The organism is Shewanella sp. FeAMO (genome assembly GCF_053653955.1).
In genome coordinates, this window is record NZ_CM132201.1 from 797,891 (window position 1) to 818,821 (window position 20,931).

Here is a 20,931-nt window from a genome sequence, read left to right on the forward strand (position 1 = left end):
TCAGAGCGTGAATTTGGCTATGGTCTTTTGAATACCCACCACATCAGTGCCGCGCTTGAGCTCTTTGACCAGGGGCTCTGCCTGGCCTGAGATCCACAGCTTGAGATCGGCATCCATATCGAAGCGTCCGGCGGTTTCCACTTCAAAGTGCACTATCGCCTTGTAGGGGATGGAGTGATAACTCACTTTCTTGCCGGTCATGCCTTGTTTATCTATCAAGATCAGGCGCTTGTTGGTGAAGACAAACATGTCGCGAACCAGTTTATAGGCCAGCTGCAACTGTTCGCTGTCGGCCATAATCGGCGTCAGTTCTTCGTTGAGTTTATCCAGATCCACTTCACTGGCGTTGCCCATCAAGGCGTTCAAAAATCCCATGTTTTTCTCCTTAGCCTACCAACAGCATTTCACACTTATGGCAGTCGAACACCAGCTTGAACTGCTTGCCACCCAGCTCCATTTCCAGCGGCTCTGCCTTGATCCCCGGCACTTCTTTGGGGCACATGTTGTAGCTGTAACGTATGCAGTGCTTGGTGATCATCAAGGGTGCATCGCCTTTTACCGGCCGCACTTCATAGGCATCTCGGATGGATACCACCCCGTGACGGGTATAGAAGTCCTTGGCCTTTTGGTTGGCCACATTGCCTAGATAGGTCAGGCTGCGCTGCGGGAAGCGGGCACTGTCGTCCCGTACCCAGGGCGTGGGTCTTTGATACCCCTGAATGCGCGCTTCGTCCAGGGCAGCAATGGCATCACGGCGCAGGCCATTGATTATGGATGCCGGTACAAAAACGGCTTCGGCATCGCCCAAATCCACTTGTCCGAGACGAAAATCTGTATTGCCCAGCTTGGCGAGATGCTTGCCGAGTGATTCACGGTTGCGGCCAATATCCTTGGCCTGCTGTTTTTCGAAGTCAGCGGTCACTGTCGCCTGATGACCATGACGGTCGGCGGCGGTTAGCGCCAGACCTGTCTGGGTATTGCTGAGGCTGAAGTCCAACAACAGGGTTCGCTCGGCAGATTCTTTGGCTAGCAGGGCTTCAAAGGCCTGATCTTTGTTGCGATACAGGGTGGCACCGACATAGAGATCTTTCGGCATGTTTTTCAGGTACAGGGTGTTACCCTCGGCGCGGTTGACCCGAAAACCTGTCAGCTTGTCATCCGACAACCTGGCCTTTTGATAGTTGGCGGCGAAGAAGCCCAGGCCATCACCGTTGTGGAACTCGGCATCCGAGTCGACCTGGATGAAGTCTTTGCCTATCTTGCTGACTTTGCCTACCTCTACTCCCAAGTATTTCGGAGTACGGAAGTCGCCGATGTCCGCCTTGCGTTCATTGACAAAGTAGTCCGTCTTGCCACGGTTAAAGCTCTTGTCCGGATCCGGGGTGAAGCTGTAGCGGCAGCGGCCGTGGGACGAGGGTTCAAACTCGGGCCGACGCGCCATGATGGCATCCAGTTGCTGGCGGTAGTGAGCGGTAACATTCTTGACGTAGCTGAGGTCCTTGAGTCGGCCCTCTATCTTGAAGGAGCGGATCCCGGCATCGATCAGCGCTTCGAGGTTATCTGTCTGGTTGTTGTCCTTCAGCGACAGCATATGGTCGTTGCTGGCAATGATGTCGCCCTGGCGGGTCTTGAGATTACCCGGCATCCGGCATTGCTGCGAGCATTCGCCGCGGTTGGCACTGCGGTCTGTGTAGGCTTCACTGATATAGCATTGGCCGCTGTAGGCCACGCACAGGGCGCCATGGATAAAGAACTCCAGTCGCATCTTGGTCTCGGCGGCCACGGCGCGAATCTGGCTCAGACTCAGCTCCCGCGCCAACACCACCTGAGAAAAGCCCACATGCTCGAGAAAGGCGACTTTGGCCGGAACCCTGTTATCCATCTGAGTGCTGGCATGCAGTGCAATCGGTGGCAAGTCCAGCTCAAGCAGCCCCAGGTCCTGCACAATAATGGCATCGGCACCGGCCTCGTACACGGCCCAGATCAGGCGCTTGGCCTCTTCCAGTTCATCGTCCAGCAATATGGTATTGAAGGTGACAAATACCTGGGCGTGATATCTATGGGCAAACTCACACAGGCGGGCAATGTCCTCAACACTGTTGCCGGCAGTATGGCGGGCACCGAACGCCGGGCCGCCAATGTAGACGGCATCCGCCCCGTGGCGAATGGCCTCGATACCGAAATCGGCATTCTTGGCCGGAGCCATCAACTCCAGCTTGTTGTCGGCCAGTTGCACCGCTTGGCTGGGGGCGGCATCAGGGGCTTGTGCCTGTTGGCCGGGATTAAAGAGTTCAACACCTGTAGTGGACATGGCTTACCGCTCGTCTGGAAATGCCTGAAAATTTCGGGCACAAATTATAGCAGAGCCAGTAATTCATGAAAGCCTAAGGAATCAGATGCACCAATTTCTTCGGTTGGAAAGTGGCAGCCTGGCTTGAGAACAACCGCATGATGGAAGGTTTTAGGCAGACAAAAAACGGGAGCCCTGAGGCTCCCGTTGGCAGTTGTTTACTTCAACTTTGCATCAATCGTTCAGGTGGGCACAGCGACCAAACTCGGCTCCGTCTTTGACGGCAGCAACCACCTGTTTCGGGAAGCTTAGCTGAACATCCTGGCCATCCCGGCAGACAAAGGCTTTGTTCAGATCGACATCGATAGACAAGACAGCTCCTGCGATACCCCCCATCATTTCAGAGCCGTTGGCACTGATGGCAAATGGGTTATCTATGGTCAGCGCCTTGGCTTCGGTAACGCCCTGCTTGGCGAAGAACTCCCTGGTGCTCATCCAGCCCAAACCTTCCAGGTAGATACCACCACTGAAACCGGTAAACAGGCTGCCGGAGCGAGCAGTAATCATCGACAGATCGTCGCTGGCATCAAGCAGCAGCATACGCGGTACGCCAAACTCGGCGCTGATGCTGTCGTGATCCCAACCTTCGGCACACAGATTACCCAGGAAGAAGTGATTGAAAGGTACCTGCTCACACCAGCGCAGGCTACCTATGTTCTCCTGTTGGCCCGAGTCCGTATGCCATAGGGTGACTCCGGTGCGGGTGCCAAAGCCAACCGTGCTGCCGTCGTTGGAGATCACCGAGGAGTCCTGGGCGCCAAACTCAGCTGAGGTGTCGTGGAAGCGGCCATCGACCCAGGCAACCTGACTGGTGCCATCATAAGTGCCTGTAATAGTACTGCCGTTGCCGGCTATTCTGTCGGCACGCAGCCATTGAACCTTTTCGGCAAATTGATAAGGCAGTTGCTGCATACCGGCCTTCTTGGTCCAGATAAAGGGTACTATCTCGTCCTTGAATGCACTCTGGCAGGCGCCGTTACCGTCAGTATCCAGATAGGCGGTGCCGACAACTGTATTGCCACTATCATCCATATCCCAGACATAGCTGGAGTTGGTGCCTGACTGCCCCGAGCCACCGCAGCTGTTACCGTTGAGATCCCCAAGCGAGGTCAGCTTGTCGCTACGCAGATCCCAGATGGCGGCATTGCTGATGCCGTTGCCACTGAAGTCCGCCATGACACCGGCCTTGGTGGCGTTTTTGTTCATGGTGGCGTGTCCGGCAACCACGGCATTACCGGCCGGGTGCAGCTCGAACAGGGCTTTCTTGGTGCTGTCATAGAGGAAAGGCGTAGTGCCGGTTATCCCCATGGCACGTTTGCCGTTCTTGGCATGATCCAGCACAAAGGCGCTTACCAGTGGGGTATATTGGATGCCATCGCTATAGCCGTTGAAATAGATATCGGCCTGTTTGGTCACCCCGGCTTCGGCAATGATAGGAGTGAAATCACAGGCTCTATCGCTGGCCGGATTGCTGCTTTCATTGCTGTTCCAGTATTCGGCCTCTGACAAGAGGGCGGTTTGTCGGGTAGGATAACCACCGGCCTTGATGGTCTCCATATAGAGCACATAGCGGCCGCCGGGAGTCAATCCATTGATGGTGAACTTTCCATCCGGGCCTACCAGTCCTTGAGTCAGGTTGCCTGACTGCTGAGTGACCACATCGTACAGAGGGTTATCCAGGTTGCGGGCCACCATGTTCATACCCGAATAGTCCACTCCTTCCTTGGTGTACAAGGTGCCGGAAATCGAGCCGTAGCCTGAACGATATTCCGCCGTTGGATAGAGGTCGGACAGGTTGACTATATCGTCGCGCACATTGACCGTTGATTGCTCGGCACCCTGAACTCCTAACACATTGATGAAGGGGAACATGGTTTCAATAGTGTCCGGCGCTATCTGGCTGGCGCTGGTGTATTGATTGGTGATGGCGCAGCCCGGTACCCCGTCATATTGCGGGCTGTAAGAGGCCGACATATAGCTGAGATGACCATTGGCCTGGGAGTGCGACATGTTGAGGGCGTGGCCGAATTCATGGGTAAATACCCCGGCAATCATTTCGCCTTCTGTGTCATCTATACCCACGTACCAGCCGTTCATCAAGGCGGTGGCCTCGAGGATTTCACCGGTTTCTTCATCGGCCCACTCGGGGAAGGCTATCCCCAGGACCTGGCTGCGTGGTACGCCGAAATATTGTTCCAGTATCTGGCCGTCGGTGTCATAGTTGACCCAGAAACCATAGCCGTTTACGGCGGAATAGATCTGGTCGACATTGGTTTGATTGACGTCCTGGATGCCGATTTGCTGTTCAATGGTGCCCTGCACCGACATCTCAAAGGTGGAGGTTTCCACCGCTGACCATTCGCCCACGGCCTTGGCGGTAATGGCATTGGCCTGAGCTATGCTGAGGAAGGTGTAATCCCGGTCCAGCACTGTACCTGCCGGGATAACAGTGCCGTCCGGCAGTGTGATGTCGAGATTGAACACCTGCCCCTTTTCCAGAATGGTGAAGGTTTGTACGTCAACCCCATCCTTGTTTTTAATCACTGGGCCGCCGTCGGTATAGACGGGAATCGCCCCCTTGGAAGTATCCCACTTATAGGGCTGCATTGTGGGTTCGTGAATATACAGCGGGCCACCGGCCAGCGCGGCAGAGGAGACTGAGCCCAACAGTAAGGCCGTGGCAATTCTTGAAAGCTTCATTATTTGGCCTCCTGTACCAGTTTGCCAACCAGAGATATAAATGCGGCGGCATCCACAGCGCCGGCCGTGGTGATAAGGCTCTGCTCTTCAGGGCTGAGCGACTGGGTGTTCATGCCATCAAACAGGCCTATGTTGCCCAGTTGATTGCTGACTTTGCCGTTTTGCACAATGAATTTGCCTTGTTCCAACCCTACGGTAGAAGTCAGGCCTGCACCGAGATCCGGATTCATAAAGGCCACTACCTGCTCGCCAACCGACCAGCGGGCGAAGCCTTCGGGAGATACGCCCAGGTAGACTTTGCCGTTACCCATGGAACGGGGCTTGAGCAAACCAAACTGGCGGAAGGTATATTCGCTGCCTGCCTTATGTTTGTTCTTGGCATCCATACCTACCCGAATGGTGATCTGGGTATAGGGGCGTTTGCGCTCATCAAAGCCATCGGTCACAGACACCACTTGGCCCGAGACTATGCTGGACGCCTGACTGGTCAATTGACTGAGATTTTGTTTGAGATGTTTTTGGGCCACGGCTGCCGGTGTCAGCAGCAAACTGGCTGAGACGAGACATAGCGCCGATAGACGCTGGAACCACTGAGATCTTGTCACTGTAATACCTCCTGTATGATTGGGATAAATTCAGCTTTCGATCATCGACCCATACTTCCTTGGCCGAATATTGACCGAGCACCTACTTAAGCACGCCGACTCAATGGGAGGCACGGCAAATGATGTAGCGTTTTGTAGCGTTTTTGTTAAGCGCACACGGTTTGTCTCAATCTTGTGTTAGGTGAGGGCGATGGCGGAGAGACAAGAGGGAATAGATTGGCTTTCAACACACCTTTGGTTATCTTTTGCTCAGCGTGAGCTGTTTGCCATGCTGAATATCAGTTAATAACATGGAGAGTGCTGATGAGCTGTAACTTTTGTGGTGGGCGTTTGAATAACGGAATGTTACGTAAGCAGGAGCCGGGAAGCGGTCGGAAGTTTAAGTCGTGTCCCAACTGTTCAACGGCTCATGGTGAGGAACATATATTTCATCCCTATCCCGCTGATTTTGGTAATACGCCGGCACGAGTGACAGCGGCCAATCCGGACGGGCATCAAAGTTATTGCAGAAATTGCCGGGCGCTTGATACGGGTATTGCTTCAGAGAACTATCAAAATGGTAAGCGTTGCAGCGAACTGAGCTGATGGCACAGCCAATTTGTCAGCCTAATACCTGATGAATGACAGAACATGACATCGGCCCTCAAAGCCAAATGAGTCAGGCCTTGAGGGCGCACAAGATTAAACAGACTTGTTCATTTGGGCTTTGGCGGCTTCAACCTTGGAGAAATCCAGTCCCAGTTCTTCCACGGCTTCTTTGATCAGTGCCGGGTTCTGCATCACTTGCATCATCAACCCCTGCAGCTTTTCCGGCGGTAATCCCAACTGCCCCAGAGTGCCCATGGCCATCAGGGGATTTTCGGTCAGGCTCTGGAACAGGCTGTTTATTTGTTCATCGCTGATATTGTGCTCTTTCAGCAGGGCAATAATAGGATTCATAAGCTCCTCATTGGTTTGAAATATTCAATTTGCGCTGATTTTAACAGAAGAAACAGACCCGAATAGGTATTTCCTTACTAGTGAAAGAAAATGAAGCAGGATACCGATTACATCAGCCCTATTCATAGTGGCAATTGGTGGCTAACCAATTGCCTACATTGCAAATATTAAGCAGTTCCACTCGATAGCCGACGAGCACTTTTGGCAGCTTATAACGCCTCAGCTAATCGAATCAGATTGTCATTGTCTATGTTCATCGACAGAGAGGTTATTGCCGCCCGACTCTGCTCCGTGTCACCAAGCTTGATGAGCAGTGATTGGACTATGCTGGCACGTGCGGTTAGCTGATCAACGGTCAGGTTCGGATAAGTGCTATTGGCTATCGATAATGCGTGGATTGTCAATGTCTGGCTCTCCAGCTTGTCTGCATCGCGGATAGTTTGTCGATTATTGGCGTAATCGCTATAAAAATCAGTGGCCTCGTAGAGGGCAGACTCCACTTTTTCTGAGGCAGGACGTTCAGTTCCGTAATCGACTGAAGTCAGTGCACCATTGGCGTCGAATACGGCCGTAAAAGAGTTACTTTCTCCAATATGGTTTTGGTAGGGCAAAATGCCTACGTGGCCGAATTCAGGCGCATTAATAAAACCGCTGAATACCATCGTCAGGTTATTTTGTTTCTTAGCAGTGTCTTGTCGCACTAAGAGTAGTTTGCGGGTTCCGAACGTTGTGTAATACAACCCCGGATAATCCTCTTCCGCTTTTAAGGTGCTCTCTTTCGCTAATCCGACATCAGTCAGTTTTTCAGTTGATAGTCCAAATAGGTATTTATTGGCCATAGTTATCGCCACGTCATTTCTTAACTCGGTATCTTTGGATATTACCCAAGGCAAAAAATCATCACTAACAAGAGGCAATAGATAAGGCTGATTTTGGGGGATCGATGCTGTATCTATGGTGTATTCGCGTTGCACTGAGATTTCTTTCTGGAATGTATCGAGTTCAAGAGTCGCCATGGATACGGCTTTCTGTGCGCTGAGTACCGCTGCTTCTTCTGCAGAGGTATTCCCTTTTTTTGCGGCCAGGAGCTTCTGCTTTTTCTTCAGCTCTCCTTGTTTATTTGTCACTGTAGCTTTCAGGTTATCGATAACCACGGATACCAAGGGTTGATGCAAAAGTTTTGGAATACAAGCTGCTTTGGGAGGCGTAACGCCTTGCCCCTGATTTTTTTTTTCGCTTGGAGGGAGAGAAGCTGAACCAATCGATATAGGAATTCCCTGTGAAATGGCGGCAATGTTGGCTACGGTTTTTATCGCCGCCATGCCCAACTCTATGGATTTGTCGTCAGCATGGGTGGAAAAGGATTTAAGCAAACCATTGGGATGCATCACCACGTTCATGCCCCAGGCTTTGGAAAAAGCATGTAACTCTGAAGGGTTAATCACGAATACTTTGGTTAGATCAGGATGCCCTGTTTGTTTGACTGTTGCGGTAGTGTTGAAATCAAACTCCAGGGTATCATTGACCACACGACAAAAGACCAATTTATGAGTCAGCGTTACTGTTTGCGATGAAGCCGGCAAATGGTAAACCAAACCTTGCTTGGCCGATGTTGCACCGGGACCGTCATTACTTTTAATGACCGTTGTGGTGAGTGTACTGGTACATCCAGATAGGCAAAGCAAGGCCGCGGCCAAATGCACTGTTCGCATAGTGAATTCCTTTTCAATGAAGTGATGGAGACAACCTCATTAAAAGTAATCCCGGTTTCAGGTTCTTGCAAAAAGCACCAGCTTACGGGCGAAGGTGATATACAGTAAGTGTTTGATGAATATGGCTGTTATCAAAAATGTGGAACGGTCTTGAATTCAGGGACCCTCACCTGAATAGGCGAGAGCCCCTGAACAGCTCAGTTGTTCGCTTAAGAGCCTCTTTTACTCAGGATCATAATCCAATACCGGGGCCAGCCACTTCTCGGCTTCGGCCACTGTCATCCCTTTGCGGCGGGCGTAGTCTTCCACCTGATCTCGGCCTATGTTGCTTACTCCAAAATAGCGTGATTGCGGGTGCGCAAAGTACCAGCCGCTGACCGCCGCCGTGGGGTACATGGCAAAGCTCTCGGTAATCTTGAGGTCGATACACTCATCTGGCTTAAGAAGCTGCCAAAGCAGGCCTTTTTCCGTGTGGTCCGGGCAGGCTGGGTAGCCGGGAGCCGGGCGTATGCCTTTGTACTTTTCACGAATAAGCGCCTCGTTATCCAGGTTTTCTTCGCTGGCATAACCCCAGAATTCCTTACGCACCCGCTCGTGCATCCGCTCGGCGAAGGCTTCGGCCAGGCGGTCGGCCAGACACTTGAGCATGATGGCGCTGTAATCATCGTGGGCCGCCTCGAAACGGGCAATATGGGCATCGATGCCATAGCCGGCGGTGACCGCAAATCCCCCCATATAGTCGGCCACGCCGCTCTCTTTGGGGGCGACAAAGTCAGAGAGACAGAAGTTGTGGTTGCCCACCCGCTCCAGCTGCATCCGTAGATGATGGGTGGTCAACAACACTTGGCTGCGAGAGTCATCTGTGTAGATCTCGATATCATCGAAGTTGACGCTGTTGGCGGGAAAGAGGCCGATAACGCCCTTGGCGGTGAGCCACTTCTCTTGGATGATTTGCTCCAGCATCGCCTTGCCGTCGGCATAGACTTTACGGGCCTCAGTACCAACGACTTCATCATCCAGTATTTGCGGGAAATGGCCGTGCAACTCCCAGGCGCGGAAAAACGGCGTCCAGTCGATGCGCTCGAGTAAGTCCTCCAGCGGATAGTCGTCAAACACCTGGATCCCCGGGGTGTTGGGCTTCACCGCTTGATAGTTGGCCCAGTCGTGGCTGCAGCGGTTATCCCGTGCTACCTGCAAGGGCACAATCTGCTTGCGCTTGGTCTGCGACAGACGCTTTTGGCGCATCATTTCATATTCGCGATAGGTTTCGTCTATGGTGGCCTGGCGGGTTTCATTGTTGATGAGCTTGCTGACCATGGGCACGGCGCGCGATGCATCGGCGATATAGATGGCGCCATGGGGATAATGAGGCGCTATCTTCACTGCGGTATGGATCTTGGAGCAGGTGGCACCACCGATAATCGCCGGCAGGGTCAGACCTTCGCGCTCGAAGGTTTTAACGTTGTGCACCATCTCATCCAGGCTCGGGGTAATGAGCCCGGACATGCCTATGATGTCGACCTTCTCGGCCTTGGCAACTTCGATGATTTTCTCCACCGGCACCATGACACCGAGATCTATCACTTCGTAGCCGTTACAGGCCAGCACCACCCCGACTATGTTCTTGCCTATGTCGTGAACATCGCCCTTGACCGTGACCATCAGCACCTTGCCGTTGCTCTGGCCTTCTACTTTTTCGGCTTCGATATAGGGGTTGAGATAGGCGACCGCCTTTTTCATCACCCGGGCGGACTTGACCACTTGCGGCAGAAACATCTTACCGGCGCCAAAGAGATCGCCCACCACGTTCATGCCGTCCATCAGCGGGCCTTCAATCACATCCAGCGGCCGCTTGGCCTGCAGGCGTGCTTCTTCTGTGTCGGCGTCTATGTATTCGGTGATCCCTTTCACCAGTGCGTGTTCCAGGCGCTTGTTGACCGGCAACTTGCGCCATTCGAGATCTTCTTTCTTGCCTGCGCCGCCCGGGCCACCGCGATACTTCTCGGCGACCTCGAGCAGCTGCTCTGTGTTACTGGAGTCGGCAACCGGGCAGGGCAGGTTGAGCACCACGGCCTCTACCTTCTGCTTAAGCTCAGGGTCGATATCGTCATAGATGGCCAACTGACCGGCGTTGACTATGCCCATATCCATCCCCGCCTTGATGGCGTGATAGAGGAATACGGCATGAATGGCTTCCCGCACCGGGTTGTTGCCGCGGAAGGAGAAAGAAACGTTGGACACCCCGCCGGAAATCATCGCATGGGGCAGGTTGGCCTTGATATCTTCAATGGCGCCGATAAAGTCCACCGCATAGTTATCGTGCTCCTCTATGCCGGTGGCGATGGCGAAGATATTGGGGTCGAAGATAATATCTTCCGGCGGGAAGCCCACCTTATCCACCAGCACCCGGTAGGCGCGGGTACAGATCTCTGTTTTGCGCTCTCGGGTATCGGCCTGGCCCTGTTCATCGAAGGCCATGATGATGGCGGCGGCGCCGTAGCGCTTCACCAGTTTGGCCTGTTCAATAAACTTGGCCTCGCCCTCTTTGAGGGAGATGGAGTTGACTATTCCCTTGCCCTGAATGCACTTGAGCCCGGCCTCAATCACCTCCCACTTGGAGGAGTCTATCATCACAGGCACCTTGCTGATATCCGGCTCTGAGGCGATAAGGTTGAGGAATTTCTGCATCATCTCGACCCCGTCGAGCATGCCCTCATCCATGTTGATATCTATGATCTGGGCGCCGTTTTCCACCTGGTCACGGGCCACCTCCAGCGCGGTTTCGTACTGGCCTTCTTTGATTAACTTGAGAAACCGGGCCGAGCCGGTGACATTAGTGCGCTCGCCCACATTCACAAACAGGCTGCTTGCATCTATGGTCAGGGGTTCCAGTCCGGAGAGGCGACATGCCACCGGCAGCTCAGGCAGCGGCCTTGGTGCATGAAGGCTAACGGCTTCAGAAATCGCCTTGATATGCGCAGGCGTGGTGCCGCAGCAGCCGCCGACAATATTGAGCAGCCCCTCTTCGGCCCAGGGGCCTATCACGCTTGCCATCTCCGCCGGAGTCTCGTCATAGCCGCCGAATTCATTGGGCAGACCGGCATTGGGGTGCGCCGAGACAAAGCACTCGCTGATACGGGAAAGCTCCTCGACATAGGGCCGCAGTTCTTTCGGGCCCAGGGCGCAGTTGAGGCCTATGCTCAGCGGCTTGATATGTCTGAGAGAATGGTAAAAGGCCTCTGTGGTTTGCCCTGTCAGGGTGCGGCCCGAGGCATCGGTAATGGTGCCGGAAATCATCACCGGCAACCTTTGGTCCAGTTTCTCGAACACATTTTCGATGGCAAACAGCGCTGCCTTGGCATTGAGGGTATCGAAGATGGTTTCCACCAGAATGATGTCGGCGCCACCGGCGATCAGCGCCTCGGTGGATTCGCTGTAGGCCAACACAAGATCGTCGAAATGTATGTTGCGAAAGCCGGGGTCATTCACATCCGGGCTGATGGAACAGGTGCGGTTGGTGGGGCCGAGTACCCCGGCCACATAGCGGGGAATACCGCTGGCGGCGGCCACTTCATCGGCCACTTCTCGGGCTATTCTGGCGCCTTGGTAATTGATCTCCGCCGCCAGGCTCTGCATCTCGTAGTCGGCCATGGCAATGGTGGTGGCGTTGAAGGTGTTGGTTTCTATGATGTCGGCACCGGCCAGCAGGTATTCCCTGTGAATGGTCTTGATGATCTCGCTCTGGGTCAGTACCAGCAGATCATTGTTGCCTTTGACATCGCAATGCCAATCTTTGAAGCGCTCGCCGCGGTAATCGGCTTCTTCCAGCTTGTAGTCCTGGATCATGGTGCCCATGGCGCCATCTAAAATCAGGATCCGCTCTTTGAGGGTCTGTTTGAGCTTGCGCTCTGTCTGGCTTGGGGAGTGCTGGGAAGTCGCCATAGGGTTACCTTTCATACCTGTCTTATTGCTGTTTTACATTCGCGGCGCTTGGCATCCGCGACATCATCTCTGCCGACCTGACGCCCGGGGCACTATCTGGCATGATAGCCAAAGGCGTGTGTGGGCGCGGAAAGTTATTTTGGACATTTATACGTATAGACGTCCATAATATACGGATTCCGGCGGCCTGCGGCAAGGTTAAATTGGCCCGGTAACCACCGGACTCTGACGGGAGAAGTGTGTGGCTGAACATAGGCAACTGAATATCTATCTGCTGCGGCACGGCGAATGTGAAGGCGGTGAGATTATCCGCGGCCGCAGTGATGTGGCCCTGAGCGATGAGGGCAAAGCGCAGATGTGGCGTAGCTGGCGGGCTATCAGTAGTGAGCTGGAGCAGTTGCCGAGTGCGCCCCAAAGCTTGGTGCTGTTGAGTTCTCCGGCCCAGCGTTGCCAGGCCTTTGCCGCCGAGCTCAAGGCCGATATGCCTGACTATTTCCCGGCGCCACTGCAGCAGCATGACTGGCTCTGGGAGCTGGACTTCGGTGACTGGGACGGCATGAAGGTGGCGAGTGTCTATCAGCAGCATAGCGAGGCGGCCGAAGCCTTCTGGCGTGACCCTGTGGCCAATACTCCGCCGGGCGGGGAATCGCTGCCAGCCTTTCGTAGCCGGGTGTTGGATGGCTGGCAGACTATGGTGCAGCGCTGGCTTGCTAGAGAGGCTAATTCTTCCGAAGGCTCTGGTTCAAAAGGCTCTGGTTCCTCAGCAAGTGCCGATGCAGCGCTGATCCTGACTCACAGCGGAGTTATCCGGTTGCTGCTGGCCGAGATTTTGCTGCCGGGGCAAATGCCGCCTGCGGCAGTGTTCAACGCCTTGGAACTACCTTATGCGGCCTGGGTCAGAATAACCCTCTATGCCAGCCGTGATGCCAGCGGTGAAAGTGACCAGGAATGGCAGTGTTTCAGCAAGCTCCACTGGCCGCAATAGTGCTGCGCTATTGCGCCAGGCAATTGTGCCGGGCGATAAAACCGGGATAATAACCCCAAATAGCCGCCAAGTGCGGCAGCAGCCAGGGTGTTGGCACCTTTGCAGGTGAACCAACCCAGGGAACCGGGAAAGCCCGGACTGTGCCCGCAACTGTGAGTCGCCGTTGGCGACGAGTCAGGAGACCTGCCCAAGCTGATAAACCAAACCAGAAACCCGGGCGGGTAAACCGGGGGAGCGAATAGATGATTCTTCCACTGCAGCCTGAGCCTTCTGCCGGTCACAGGCTCAATGTCGGGGGGCGGTTATGAGCTTGGCACTCAAGGTGCAACAGCTTAGCTGGCTTCCCGGTGGCCACAGCGTATTGGCCGATGTGGGCTTTGAGCTGCCAAGCGGCAAGATGCTCGGGCTCATAGGCCCCAATGGTGCCGGTAAGTCGAGCCTGCTGCGCTGCCTCTATCGTTATATCCGCCCGGACAGCGGTCAGATCCAGCTGTTTGGGCAGGATATCAATAGTTTGTCAGCCAAAGCTTTCGCCAAAGAGGTGGCCGTGGTGCTGCAGGATACCCCGGCCCAACTGGCACTGGATCTGACTCAATTAGTGGCCATGGGACTGACTCCCCACAAGGGGTTGTTTGATATGCCATCGGCGGCCGACAAGGCCCAGGTGCAGGCGGCATTGGCTCAGGTCGGGTTGCAGCACAAGGCCGCAGAGCCTTTCGCGCAGCTTTCTGGCGGTGAGAAGCAAAGGGCCTTGATTGCCCGCGCCATAGTGCAGCGCCCCAAGCTTTTGATCCTGGACGAGCCCACCAATCATCTGGATATCCGCTATCAGATCCAGATCCTCGAGCTGGTGCGCAGCCTGGGGGTCACAGTGATCGCCTCGATTCACGATCTCAATCTGGCCTCGGCCCTGTGTGACGAACTCTTGCTGCTGGATAACGGCCGCCGTATTGCCCACGGCTCGCCCCAGAGCGTATTGACCGAAGACAGAATTGCCGGTGTCTTCGGTGTCTGCTGCCAGGTGGGGACGCATCCGCAGTTGGGACGGCCGCTGATCCACTACTTTTACGGCTATCAGTCGCCAGAGCCTGGTCACGGCAAGGCTCACGGCGCTGCGATAGTCGAGCCAATGGCAGGGCCTGCCTCGGCCGAAACCTGTGTTGCCCACAAGGAAACTGACCGGCGCCCAGGCTCGGTGGGAGGTGGCGCATGACTACTTCCATGGTCGCACCGGGGCGCTCGCTTATCGGCTGGTTTCTCAAGCCCTTGCCCAGACTTTACTGGTGCTGGCTGCTGTTGCTGCTCGGCACTGTGTTGACACCCTTGGCCGCCGCCGGTTTTGGCGCCGCAGATATTAGTCTCTTCGATGTGGCAAGAGTGATTGGCAAACACCTGCTGGGCGTGGGTGAGCCGTCCGCTATCAGCGAGCGTATCGTCTGGGATCTGCGCCTGCCGCGTATCTTGCTGGCCTTTATCGCCGGCAGCGGTCTGGCATTGTCGGGTTATGTATTGCAGGCGGTGACCCGCAACCCGCTGGCCGATCCTTACCTGTTCGGTATCAGCTCGGGCGCCAGCTTCGGCGCGGTGGTCTCGGTCGCCCTGGCGACCGGCCTTGGCCTGAGTTCGGCCATCTCCGGGATATCGCTGCCGCTGGGAGCCTTTATCGGTGCCAGTTTGGCCGTGCTCATGGTACTGCTGCTCGCGGGCAGGAATATCGGCAACCAGATAGAGCGAATGTTGCTCTCCGGGGTCGCCATCTCCTTTATGTTCAGCGCCCTCACCAGCTTGATCTTGTATTTTTCCACCCCGCAGGCCACCACCTCCTTGCTGTTTTGGAGCCTGGGCAGTTTTGCCCGTGCCAGTTGGGATGGGCTTGGACTGCCCACTCTGGTGGTGCTGGCGGCCTTGCTGGTGATCCTGGCCTTCAAGCGCCAGGTACTGGCGATGCTTGCCGGTGATGAAACCGCCCACACTCTGGGAATCAGGGTGCAAAGGCTCAGGGTTTCCATGCTGCTGTTATGCTCGCTTATTACCGCCACTTTGGTGGCCCACTGCGGCGGAATTGGTTTTGTGGGGCTGATGGTGCCTCATATTGTCAGGTTGTTGCTGCCGGGGCAGCACCCCATGGTGCTGACGGCACTGGCGGGCGGCCTGTTTATGGTTTGGGTCGATGTGCTGGCTCGCAGCATACTGCCCACCCAAGAGCTGCCGGTGGGGGTGATCACCTCGGCCATCGGCAGTCTGTTTTTCCTGATAGTGCTGCGTAAACGCGGCCAATAACGATAAGAGAGGGAAGGATGTACCAGGTTGCAGCAATCAATCACGCGCTGGATGACGCGATTCAGGCCCGCATAGACAACAAGACCAAACCCCTGGGCGCTTTGGGTGAGTTGGAGGCTTTGGCGCTGCAATTGGGGCGCATTCAGCTCGGTTCCGCCACTGATGAGTTGGTCATCCGCCGCCCCGTGATGCTGGTGTTTGCCGCCGACCATGGTATTGCCGCGGCCGGGGTGTCGATTGCTCCCAGCGAGGTGACCACCCAAATGGTGCTCAACTTTGTTGCCGGCGGCGCTGCCATCAATGTGTTTTGTCGCCAGACCGGCTTCGAGCTGGAGGTGATTGACTGCGGCATTCTCAGCCGCTTGGGGATCCCCGAGGTTACAGAGCAGCGTCTGGGCGCCGGTACCGGGCCTATCCACAAACGCGCCGCCATGACTCTGGGCGCTGTGCATCAAGGGTTTGCCATGGCGCGCACCTTGGTAAAACGCCATATCGATGCCGGCAGCAACCTGCTGGCGCTGGGGGAGATGGGAATAGGCAACACCTCTTCTGCCGCCGCCGTGATGGCTGCCCTGACCGGTCTGCCTGTGAGTGAATGTGTTGGCCGCGGCACCGGCATAGATGCCGCGACGCTTAAGCGCAAATGCCTGCTGATAGAGCAGGCACTGCTGCTGCACCACTGCGAGCTGACCGAGCCGCTCAGTATCCTCGCCTGCCTCGGAGGCTTTGAAATAGTGCAGATGGCTGGGGCCATGTTGGCGGCGGCCGAATTTGGCGTGCCCGTGCTGGTGGACGGTTTTATCGCGTCGACAGCGGCGCTGGCGGCTGTGCGTTTGGCGCCGGGGGTGAGGGATTATCTTATTTTTGCCCATGAGTCCGAAGAGCGCGGCCACAAGTTGCTGCTCGAGGCCATGTCCGCCAAGCCTTTGCTGCGGCTTGGGCTCAGGTTGGGCGAAGGCTCGGGCGCGGCGCTGGCGCTGCCTTTGGTGCAGGCGGCGGCCAACTTCTACAACCAGATGGCCAGCTTTGGTGAAGCCGGGGTCGACAAGGTGGTAGAGCCTGCTACCCAAGAGGTGCTCTGATGGGATTCTGGCTCGGACAGCTGCGGCTATTTTTGATCGCAATAGGTTTTTTCACCCGTATTCCTGTACCCAGCGCCCTGACGGTGGACAGCGACAGCCTCAACAAGGCCAGCCGCTACTTTGGCCTGGTGGGCGTTGTGGTGGGCTTGATCTCCGCCTTGGTGTTACTGCTGGCTGCCGGGATATTGCCAAGCTCCATCGCCATAGTGCTGGCGATGATTTGCAGCGTGCTGGTTACCGGCGGTTTTCATGAAGATGGTCTGGCCGATACCGCCGATGGTTTCGGCGGCGGTTGGCGGGTAGAAGATAAACTGAAAATCATGAAAGACAGCCGCCTTGGCAGCTATGGTGCCTTGGCATTGGTGTTGGTGTTACTGCTCAAGTACCAGTTACTGCTGGAGTTGGCACTTTACGACATCAACCAAGCGGCGCTGGCCCTGGTATTGGCGCACTGTGTCAGCCGGGTGACGGCGGCCAGCATTATCTTCAGCGAAACCTATGTTCGCGACGAGGGCAAGAGCAAACCTCTGGCGCAGCAGCAGGGGCTCAATGAGTTGGGTATTTTGCTGCTGACTGGAATTGTGCTGACGGCACTGCTGTCCACCACGCTGCTGTTCTGGCTACTGCCGACCATGTTGTTGCTGCGTTGGGCCCTGGTGTTCTGGTTCCGGCGCCAGATTGGCGGCTACACAGGTGATACCCTGGGAGCGGCGCAGCAGGTGAGTGAGCTGGCGGTTTATATGCTGTTGCTGGCATTGGGAGGCAGCCCGGCATGATCCATCTTATTCTGGGCGGTGCCCGCAGCGGCAAGAGTGGCTACGCTGAGCGGCAACTGGCCGACTTGTGCCCGGCCAATGTCCGCCCCTGGTATCTGGCAACGGCCGAGTCCGCCGATGAGGAGATGGCCCGGCGTATCGCCCACCATCAAACTGCGCGCCAAGGCGGCAGCCTCGAATGGCAGTTGGCCGAGGTGCCGCTCGATTTGGCCAAGGCGCTTGTGCAGCGCTCAGGCTCTGGAGCGCCGGTATTGGTAGACTGCCTGACGCTTTGGCTCAGTAACCAGCTCTGCTTTGGTGCCGATATGGCTAGCGAACGCGCGGCCTTGCTGCAGGCGGTAGCAGAGTTTGACGGCGATCTGCTGCTGGTGAGCAACGAAGTCGGCTCCGGCATAGTGCCGCTTGGGGAGCTGAGTCGGCGTTTTGTCGATGAGGCCGGTTGGCTCAATCAGGCGCTGGCCGCCAAGGCCGACAGAGTCACTCTGGTGGTCGCCGGTTTACCGCTGGCGTTAAAGCCTGTGAGCTCTGATAGCAGTGGCTCCCAGGGCTTGAGCACTTCGGGTACAAGCCCGGATCAGCGGGGTAATACATGAGCGGCCCAGTAACAGCTATTAGCGCTGAACTTGAAGCCGCGCTCTCGACTCTGGCCCGGCCTGGTCGCAGCCTTATGGTGCAGGGCACCACTTCGGATGCCGGTAAGAGTACCTTGGTGGCCGGACTCTGCCGGGTGTTTCATCGTCATGGTCAGCGAGTGGCGCCCTTCAAGCCGCAAAATATGGCACTCAACAGCGCCGTCACCCGGGATGGAGGTGAAATTGGCCGGGCCCAGGCGCTGCAGGCGGTGGCCGCCGGTCTTGAGCCGAGAATCGACTTCAACCCGGTATTGCTTAAACCCAGCTCAGATACCAAGGCGCAGGTGATTATTCAGGGCAAGGCGCTGACCAGCCTGGAAGCCGCCGCCTTTTTCGGCCCCGAGAGTCGTGACTATAAAGCCGCTGCCATGCAGGCGGTGTTGGCATCCTGGCACAGGTTGCAGCAGGAGTTTGACTGGCTGTTGGTAGAAGGCGCCGGTAGCCCGGCCGAAATCAATTTGCGCCGGGGCGATATTGCCAATATGGGCTTTGCCGAAGCGGTGGACTGCCCGGTGATCCTCATCGCCGATATCGACAAGGGCGGGGTATTTGCCCACCTGGTCGGTACCTTGGCCCTGCTGTCCGAGAGTGAGCAAGCTAGGGTAAAGGGCTTTGTGATCAATCGTTTTCGCGGTGATATCTCATTGCTGCAGTCCGGGCTGGATTGGCTCGAGGCTCACACCGGCAAGCCGGTATTGGGCGTATTGCCCTACCTCGATGCCCTGCATCTGGACGCCGAAGATGCACTGGTGCAAACAACTGCTCAGTCTCAGGCTGCTACCGAGCAGTCGGTAACAGCTCAATCAGCACGAGCTCAATCTGAAACAACTCAATCTGAAAGAACTGGGACGCGACTGCGAGTCGGCGTCTTGGTGTACCCCAGGATCAGCAACCATACCGACTTTGACCCGCTGCGGCTGCATCCGGACATCGAGTTTTATTATATAGGGCCGACCCATCAGGGCGAACTTCCAGGGCTGGATCTCCTGCTGCTGCCCGGCAGTAAGAATGTGCGCGCCGACCTGGCTTTTATCCGCCAACAGGGCTGGGATAAGGGCATAGCTCGCCATCTGCGCTATGGCGGCAAGCTTATCGGTATCTGCGGCGGCTTTCAGATGCTGGGGCAGAGCATTGCCGACCCCTTGGGACTGGAAGACTTGCCCGGTACCAGCCAAGGGCTGGGCTACCTGCCACTCACTACCGAGCTGCAAGTCGAAAAACAGCTGCTCAATGTCAGCGGTACCCTGAGGCTTGGGCAATCATCGGCATCAGTCTCCGGTTATGAGATCCACTGCGGAGCATCGCGGATCCCTGACAGATGCACCCAGCCACTGTTGCTTAATGAGCGAGGCAGTGACGCCAACTGTGTCAGCGCCACTGAGCCTGCAAAAATCACTGAGCCTGCAAAAACCACAGCACCCCGCAACGAAGGTCTGCTGTCGGAGGATAATCAAATTCTCGGCAGTTATTTGCATGGCTTGTTTGACAGCCCTGAGGCCTGTGAACTGCTGCTCACCTGGGCCGGGATGACGGCGCCACAGGGCCGCACAGTGGATATCAATCAGCAGCGTCAGCAACAGCTGGATCGTTTGGCCGATGTGCTGGAGCAACATCTGGATTTCAATAAAATAATCAACATATTCAAAGAGGAAGACCAGGGTGACCGATAATAATCAAACCGATATCAAGGCAGAGCGTCATAAACAGCGGCAGCAGAAAGTGAAAGCGGCGGTGGATGCCAAAATCGCGGCCGCCACCGAAGAGAAGGGCATACTCCTGGTAGTGACAGGTAACGGTAAGGGTAAGTCTACTTCCGGCTTTGGCACTCTGGCCCGCGCGGTCGGTCATGGCAAGCAGGGCGCCGTAGTGCAGTTTATCAAGGGCACCTGGGAGTGCGGTGAGCGCAAGCTACTGGAAGGCGCCGGGGTCAAGTTCGAAGTCATGGGCACAGGCTTTACCTGGGACACCCAGGACAAAGCCAAGGATATCGCCGCCGCCGAAAAGGCCTGGGCGGCCGCCGAAAAATGGCTTCAGGATGCCAGCATAGACATACTGCTGCTCGATGAACTCACCTATATGGTCAGCTACCACTATCTGGATCTGCAGCGAGTGATAGATGCGTTGCAAAATCGTCCCCCCATGCAGCATGTGATCATCACCGGCCGCAACTGCCACAGGCAACTGATTGAATTGGCAGATACTGTCAGTGAGGTGAATAGCGTGAAGCATGCGTTTGAGGCGGGGGTTAAAGCGCAGCCTGGTTTCGACTACTGATATTTCTGCTATTTCTTCCTGTTTGCGACCGTGGCGTTATTGTCTGCGTCGGCTCACCCAATCACATACTCATTGTATGCTCATGGGCTAAGCCACAGCCGCAAACAGTTTGAAATGGGTGCATTGGTTTTAGGGGCTGAAGTGACTAGTCGGCTTTGTCAGCCCTCGATCAGACTGCAGTGTTTTATTTTTTGTTTGCGACCGTGGCGTTATTGTCTGCGCCTGCTCCTCCAATCACATACTCATTGTATGCTCATGGGCTGAGCCTCCTTGACGGCTTAGCCACAGCCGCAAACAGTTTGAAATAGGTGCATTGGTTTTAGGGGCTGAAGTGACCCCGCGGCTTGTATCGCTCTTTTTTATTGGCGGTTATCTTTGGTGCTACTGGATGAGTGATTTCACTCAGGCACAGATTGAAGAACTGGCCAAAAGGTAGCAAATTTATCGCTTGCCTAATGTTGTTAATCTCTGACAAAATGCTGATACAGAAAGATAAAATTTAGGTTGAGGGAAGAGGCAGAACACTTAATCCCCCTGCGGTAGCCACGCTGCTTGTCTATTAAAGTTTTGACAAAATGCCTGGCAATTTGAAGATAAATTTGCGCATTATTTCTGTAATATCACAGAAAATAGATTTAAATTCAAAAAGATATA

At 55.5% G+C, this 20,931-nt stretch carries 15 protein-coding genes and 1 riboswitch; of the genes, 8 read left to right on the forward strand and 7 right to left on the reverse strand.

Annotated features, from left to right (window positions below; translation table 11 throughout):
• The 7 genes from ACWAU4_RS03665 to metH form a co-directional block, all read right to left on the reverse strand.
• Positions 1 to 375 carry a PH domain-containing protein gene (locus tag ACWAU4_RS03665; RefSeq protein ID WP_208125507.1) on the reverse strand — a complete coding sequence of 125 codons (375 nt, stop codon included), beginning with the start codon at positions 373 to 375 and terminating at the stop codon, positions 1 to 3.
• Positions 376 to 385: 10 nt separating this feature from the next.
• Positions 386 to 2,311: a peptidase U32 family protein gene (locus ACWAU4_RS03670; protein ID WP_107352408.1), complete on the reverse strand. Its 1,926-nt coding sequence runs from the start codon at positions 2,309 to 2,311 to the stop codon at positions 386 to 388.
• Between the two features lie 213 nt (positions 2,312 to 2,524).
• The gene (locus ACWAU4_RS03675; protein WP_208125508.1) at positions 2,525 to 5,050 is read right to left on the reverse strand and encodes a hypothetical protein; all 2,526 of its coding nucleotides are present in this window, start codon (positions 5,048 to 5,050) and stop codon (positions 2,525 to 2,527) included.
• Positions 5,050 to 5,655, reverse strand: a complete 606-nt coding sequence (locus tag ACWAU4_RS03680) for a hypothetical protein (RefSeq protein ID WP_208125509.1) — start codon at positions 5,653 to 5,655, stop codon at positions 5,050 to 5,052. The genes ACWAU4_RS03675 and ACWAU4_RS03680 overlap by 1 nt, the downstream gene beginning before the upstream one ends.
• Positions 5,656 to 6,336: 681 nt before the next feature.
• A complete protein-coding gene (locus ACWAU4_RS03685) occupies positions 6,337 to 6,594 on the reverse strand; it encodes a DUF2999 family protein (RefSeq protein WP_025011260.1) in 258 nt (85 codons plus the stop codon).
• A 209-nt stretch (positions 6,595 to 6,803) separates the two neighbouring features.
• Positions 6,804 to 8,306, reverse strand: a complete 1,503-nt coding sequence (locus ACWAU4_RS03690) for a hypothetical protein (protein ID WP_208125510.1) — start codon at positions 8,304 to 8,306, stop codon at positions 6,804 to 6,806.
• A 222-nt stretch (positions 8,307 to 8,528) separates the two neighbouring features.
• A complete protein-coding gene (metH, locus tag ACWAU4_RS03695; protein ID WP_208125511.1) occupies positions 8,529 to 12,248 on the reverse strand; it encodes a methionine synthase in 3,720 nt (1,239 codons plus the stop codon).
• Positions 12,249 to 12,489: 241 nt separating this feature from the next.
• On the opposite strand from metH, the gene ACWAU4_RS03700 reads away from it, so the two are divergent.
• The 8 genes from ACWAU4_RS03700 (at position 12,490) to cobO (ending at position 20,277) form a co-directional block, all read left to right on the forward strand.
• On the forward strand, positions 12,490 to 13,233 hold the full coding sequence (locus ACWAU4_RS03700; protein ID WP_129978817.1) for a histidine phosphatase family protein: 744 nt from the start codon (positions 12,490 to 12,492) through the stop codon (positions 13,231 to 13,233).
• 68 nt (positions 13,234 to 13,301) lie between these two features.
• Positions 13,302 to 13,438, forward strand: a riboswitch (cobalamin riboswitch).
• A 99-nt stretch (positions 13,439 to 13,537) separates the two neighbouring features.
• Entirely contained in the window at positions 13,538 to 14,446 is a 909-nt protein-coding gene (locus ACWAU4_RS03705; RefSeq protein WP_129978818.1) for an ABC transporter ATP-binding protein, read from the forward strand.
• Positions 14,443 to 15,513: a FecCD family ABC transporter permease gene (locus ACWAU4_RS03710; protein ID WP_243756819.1), complete on the forward strand. Its 1,071-nt coding sequence runs from the start codon at positions 14,443 to 14,445 to the stop codon at positions 15,511 to 15,513. The genes ACWAU4_RS03705 and ACWAU4_RS03710 overlap by 4 nt, the downstream gene beginning before the upstream one ends.
• A 17-nt stretch (positions 15,514 to 15,530) precedes the next feature.
• On the forward strand, positions 15,531 to 16,595 hold the full coding sequence (cobT, locus tag ACWAU4_RS03715) for a nicotinate-nucleotide--dimethylbenzimidazole phosphoribosyltransferase (RefSeq protein WP_144216705.1): 1,065 nt from the start codon (positions 15,531 to 15,533) through the stop codon (positions 16,593 to 16,595).
• Entirely contained in the window at positions 16,595 to 17,371 is a 777-nt protein-coding gene (locus ACWAU4_RS03720; protein ID WP_044733705.1) for an adenosylcobinamide-GDP ribazoletransferase, read from the forward strand. The genes cobT and ACWAU4_RS03720 overlap by 1 nt, the downstream gene beginning before the upstream one ends.
• Entirely contained in the window at positions 17,368 to 17,964 is a 597-nt protein-coding gene (gene cobU, locus ACWAU4_RS03725) for a bifunctional adenosylcobinamide kinase/adenosylcobinamide-phosphate guanylyltransferase (protein WP_156020242.1), read from the forward strand. Before ACWAU4_RS03720 ends, cobU begins: the two co-directional genes overlap by 4 nt.
• Positions 17,965 to 18,038: 74 nt before the next feature.
• The gene (locus ACWAU4_RS03730; RefSeq protein ID WP_208126089.1) at positions 18,039 to 19,673 is read left to right on the forward strand and encodes a cobyric acid synthase; all 1,635 of its coding nucleotides are present in this window, start codon (positions 18,039 to 18,041) and stop codon (positions 19,671 to 19,673) included.
• Positions 19,663 to 20,277: a cob(I)yrinic acid a,c-diamide adenosyltransferase gene (gene cobO / locus ACWAU4_RS03735; protein ID WP_025011252.1), complete on the forward strand. Its 615-nt coding sequence runs from the start codon at positions 19,663 to 19,665 to the stop codon at positions 20,275 to 20,277. The genes ACWAU4_RS03730 and cobO overlap by 11 nt, the downstream gene beginning before the upstream one ends.
• Positions 20,278 to 20,931: the final 654 nt, after the last annotated feature.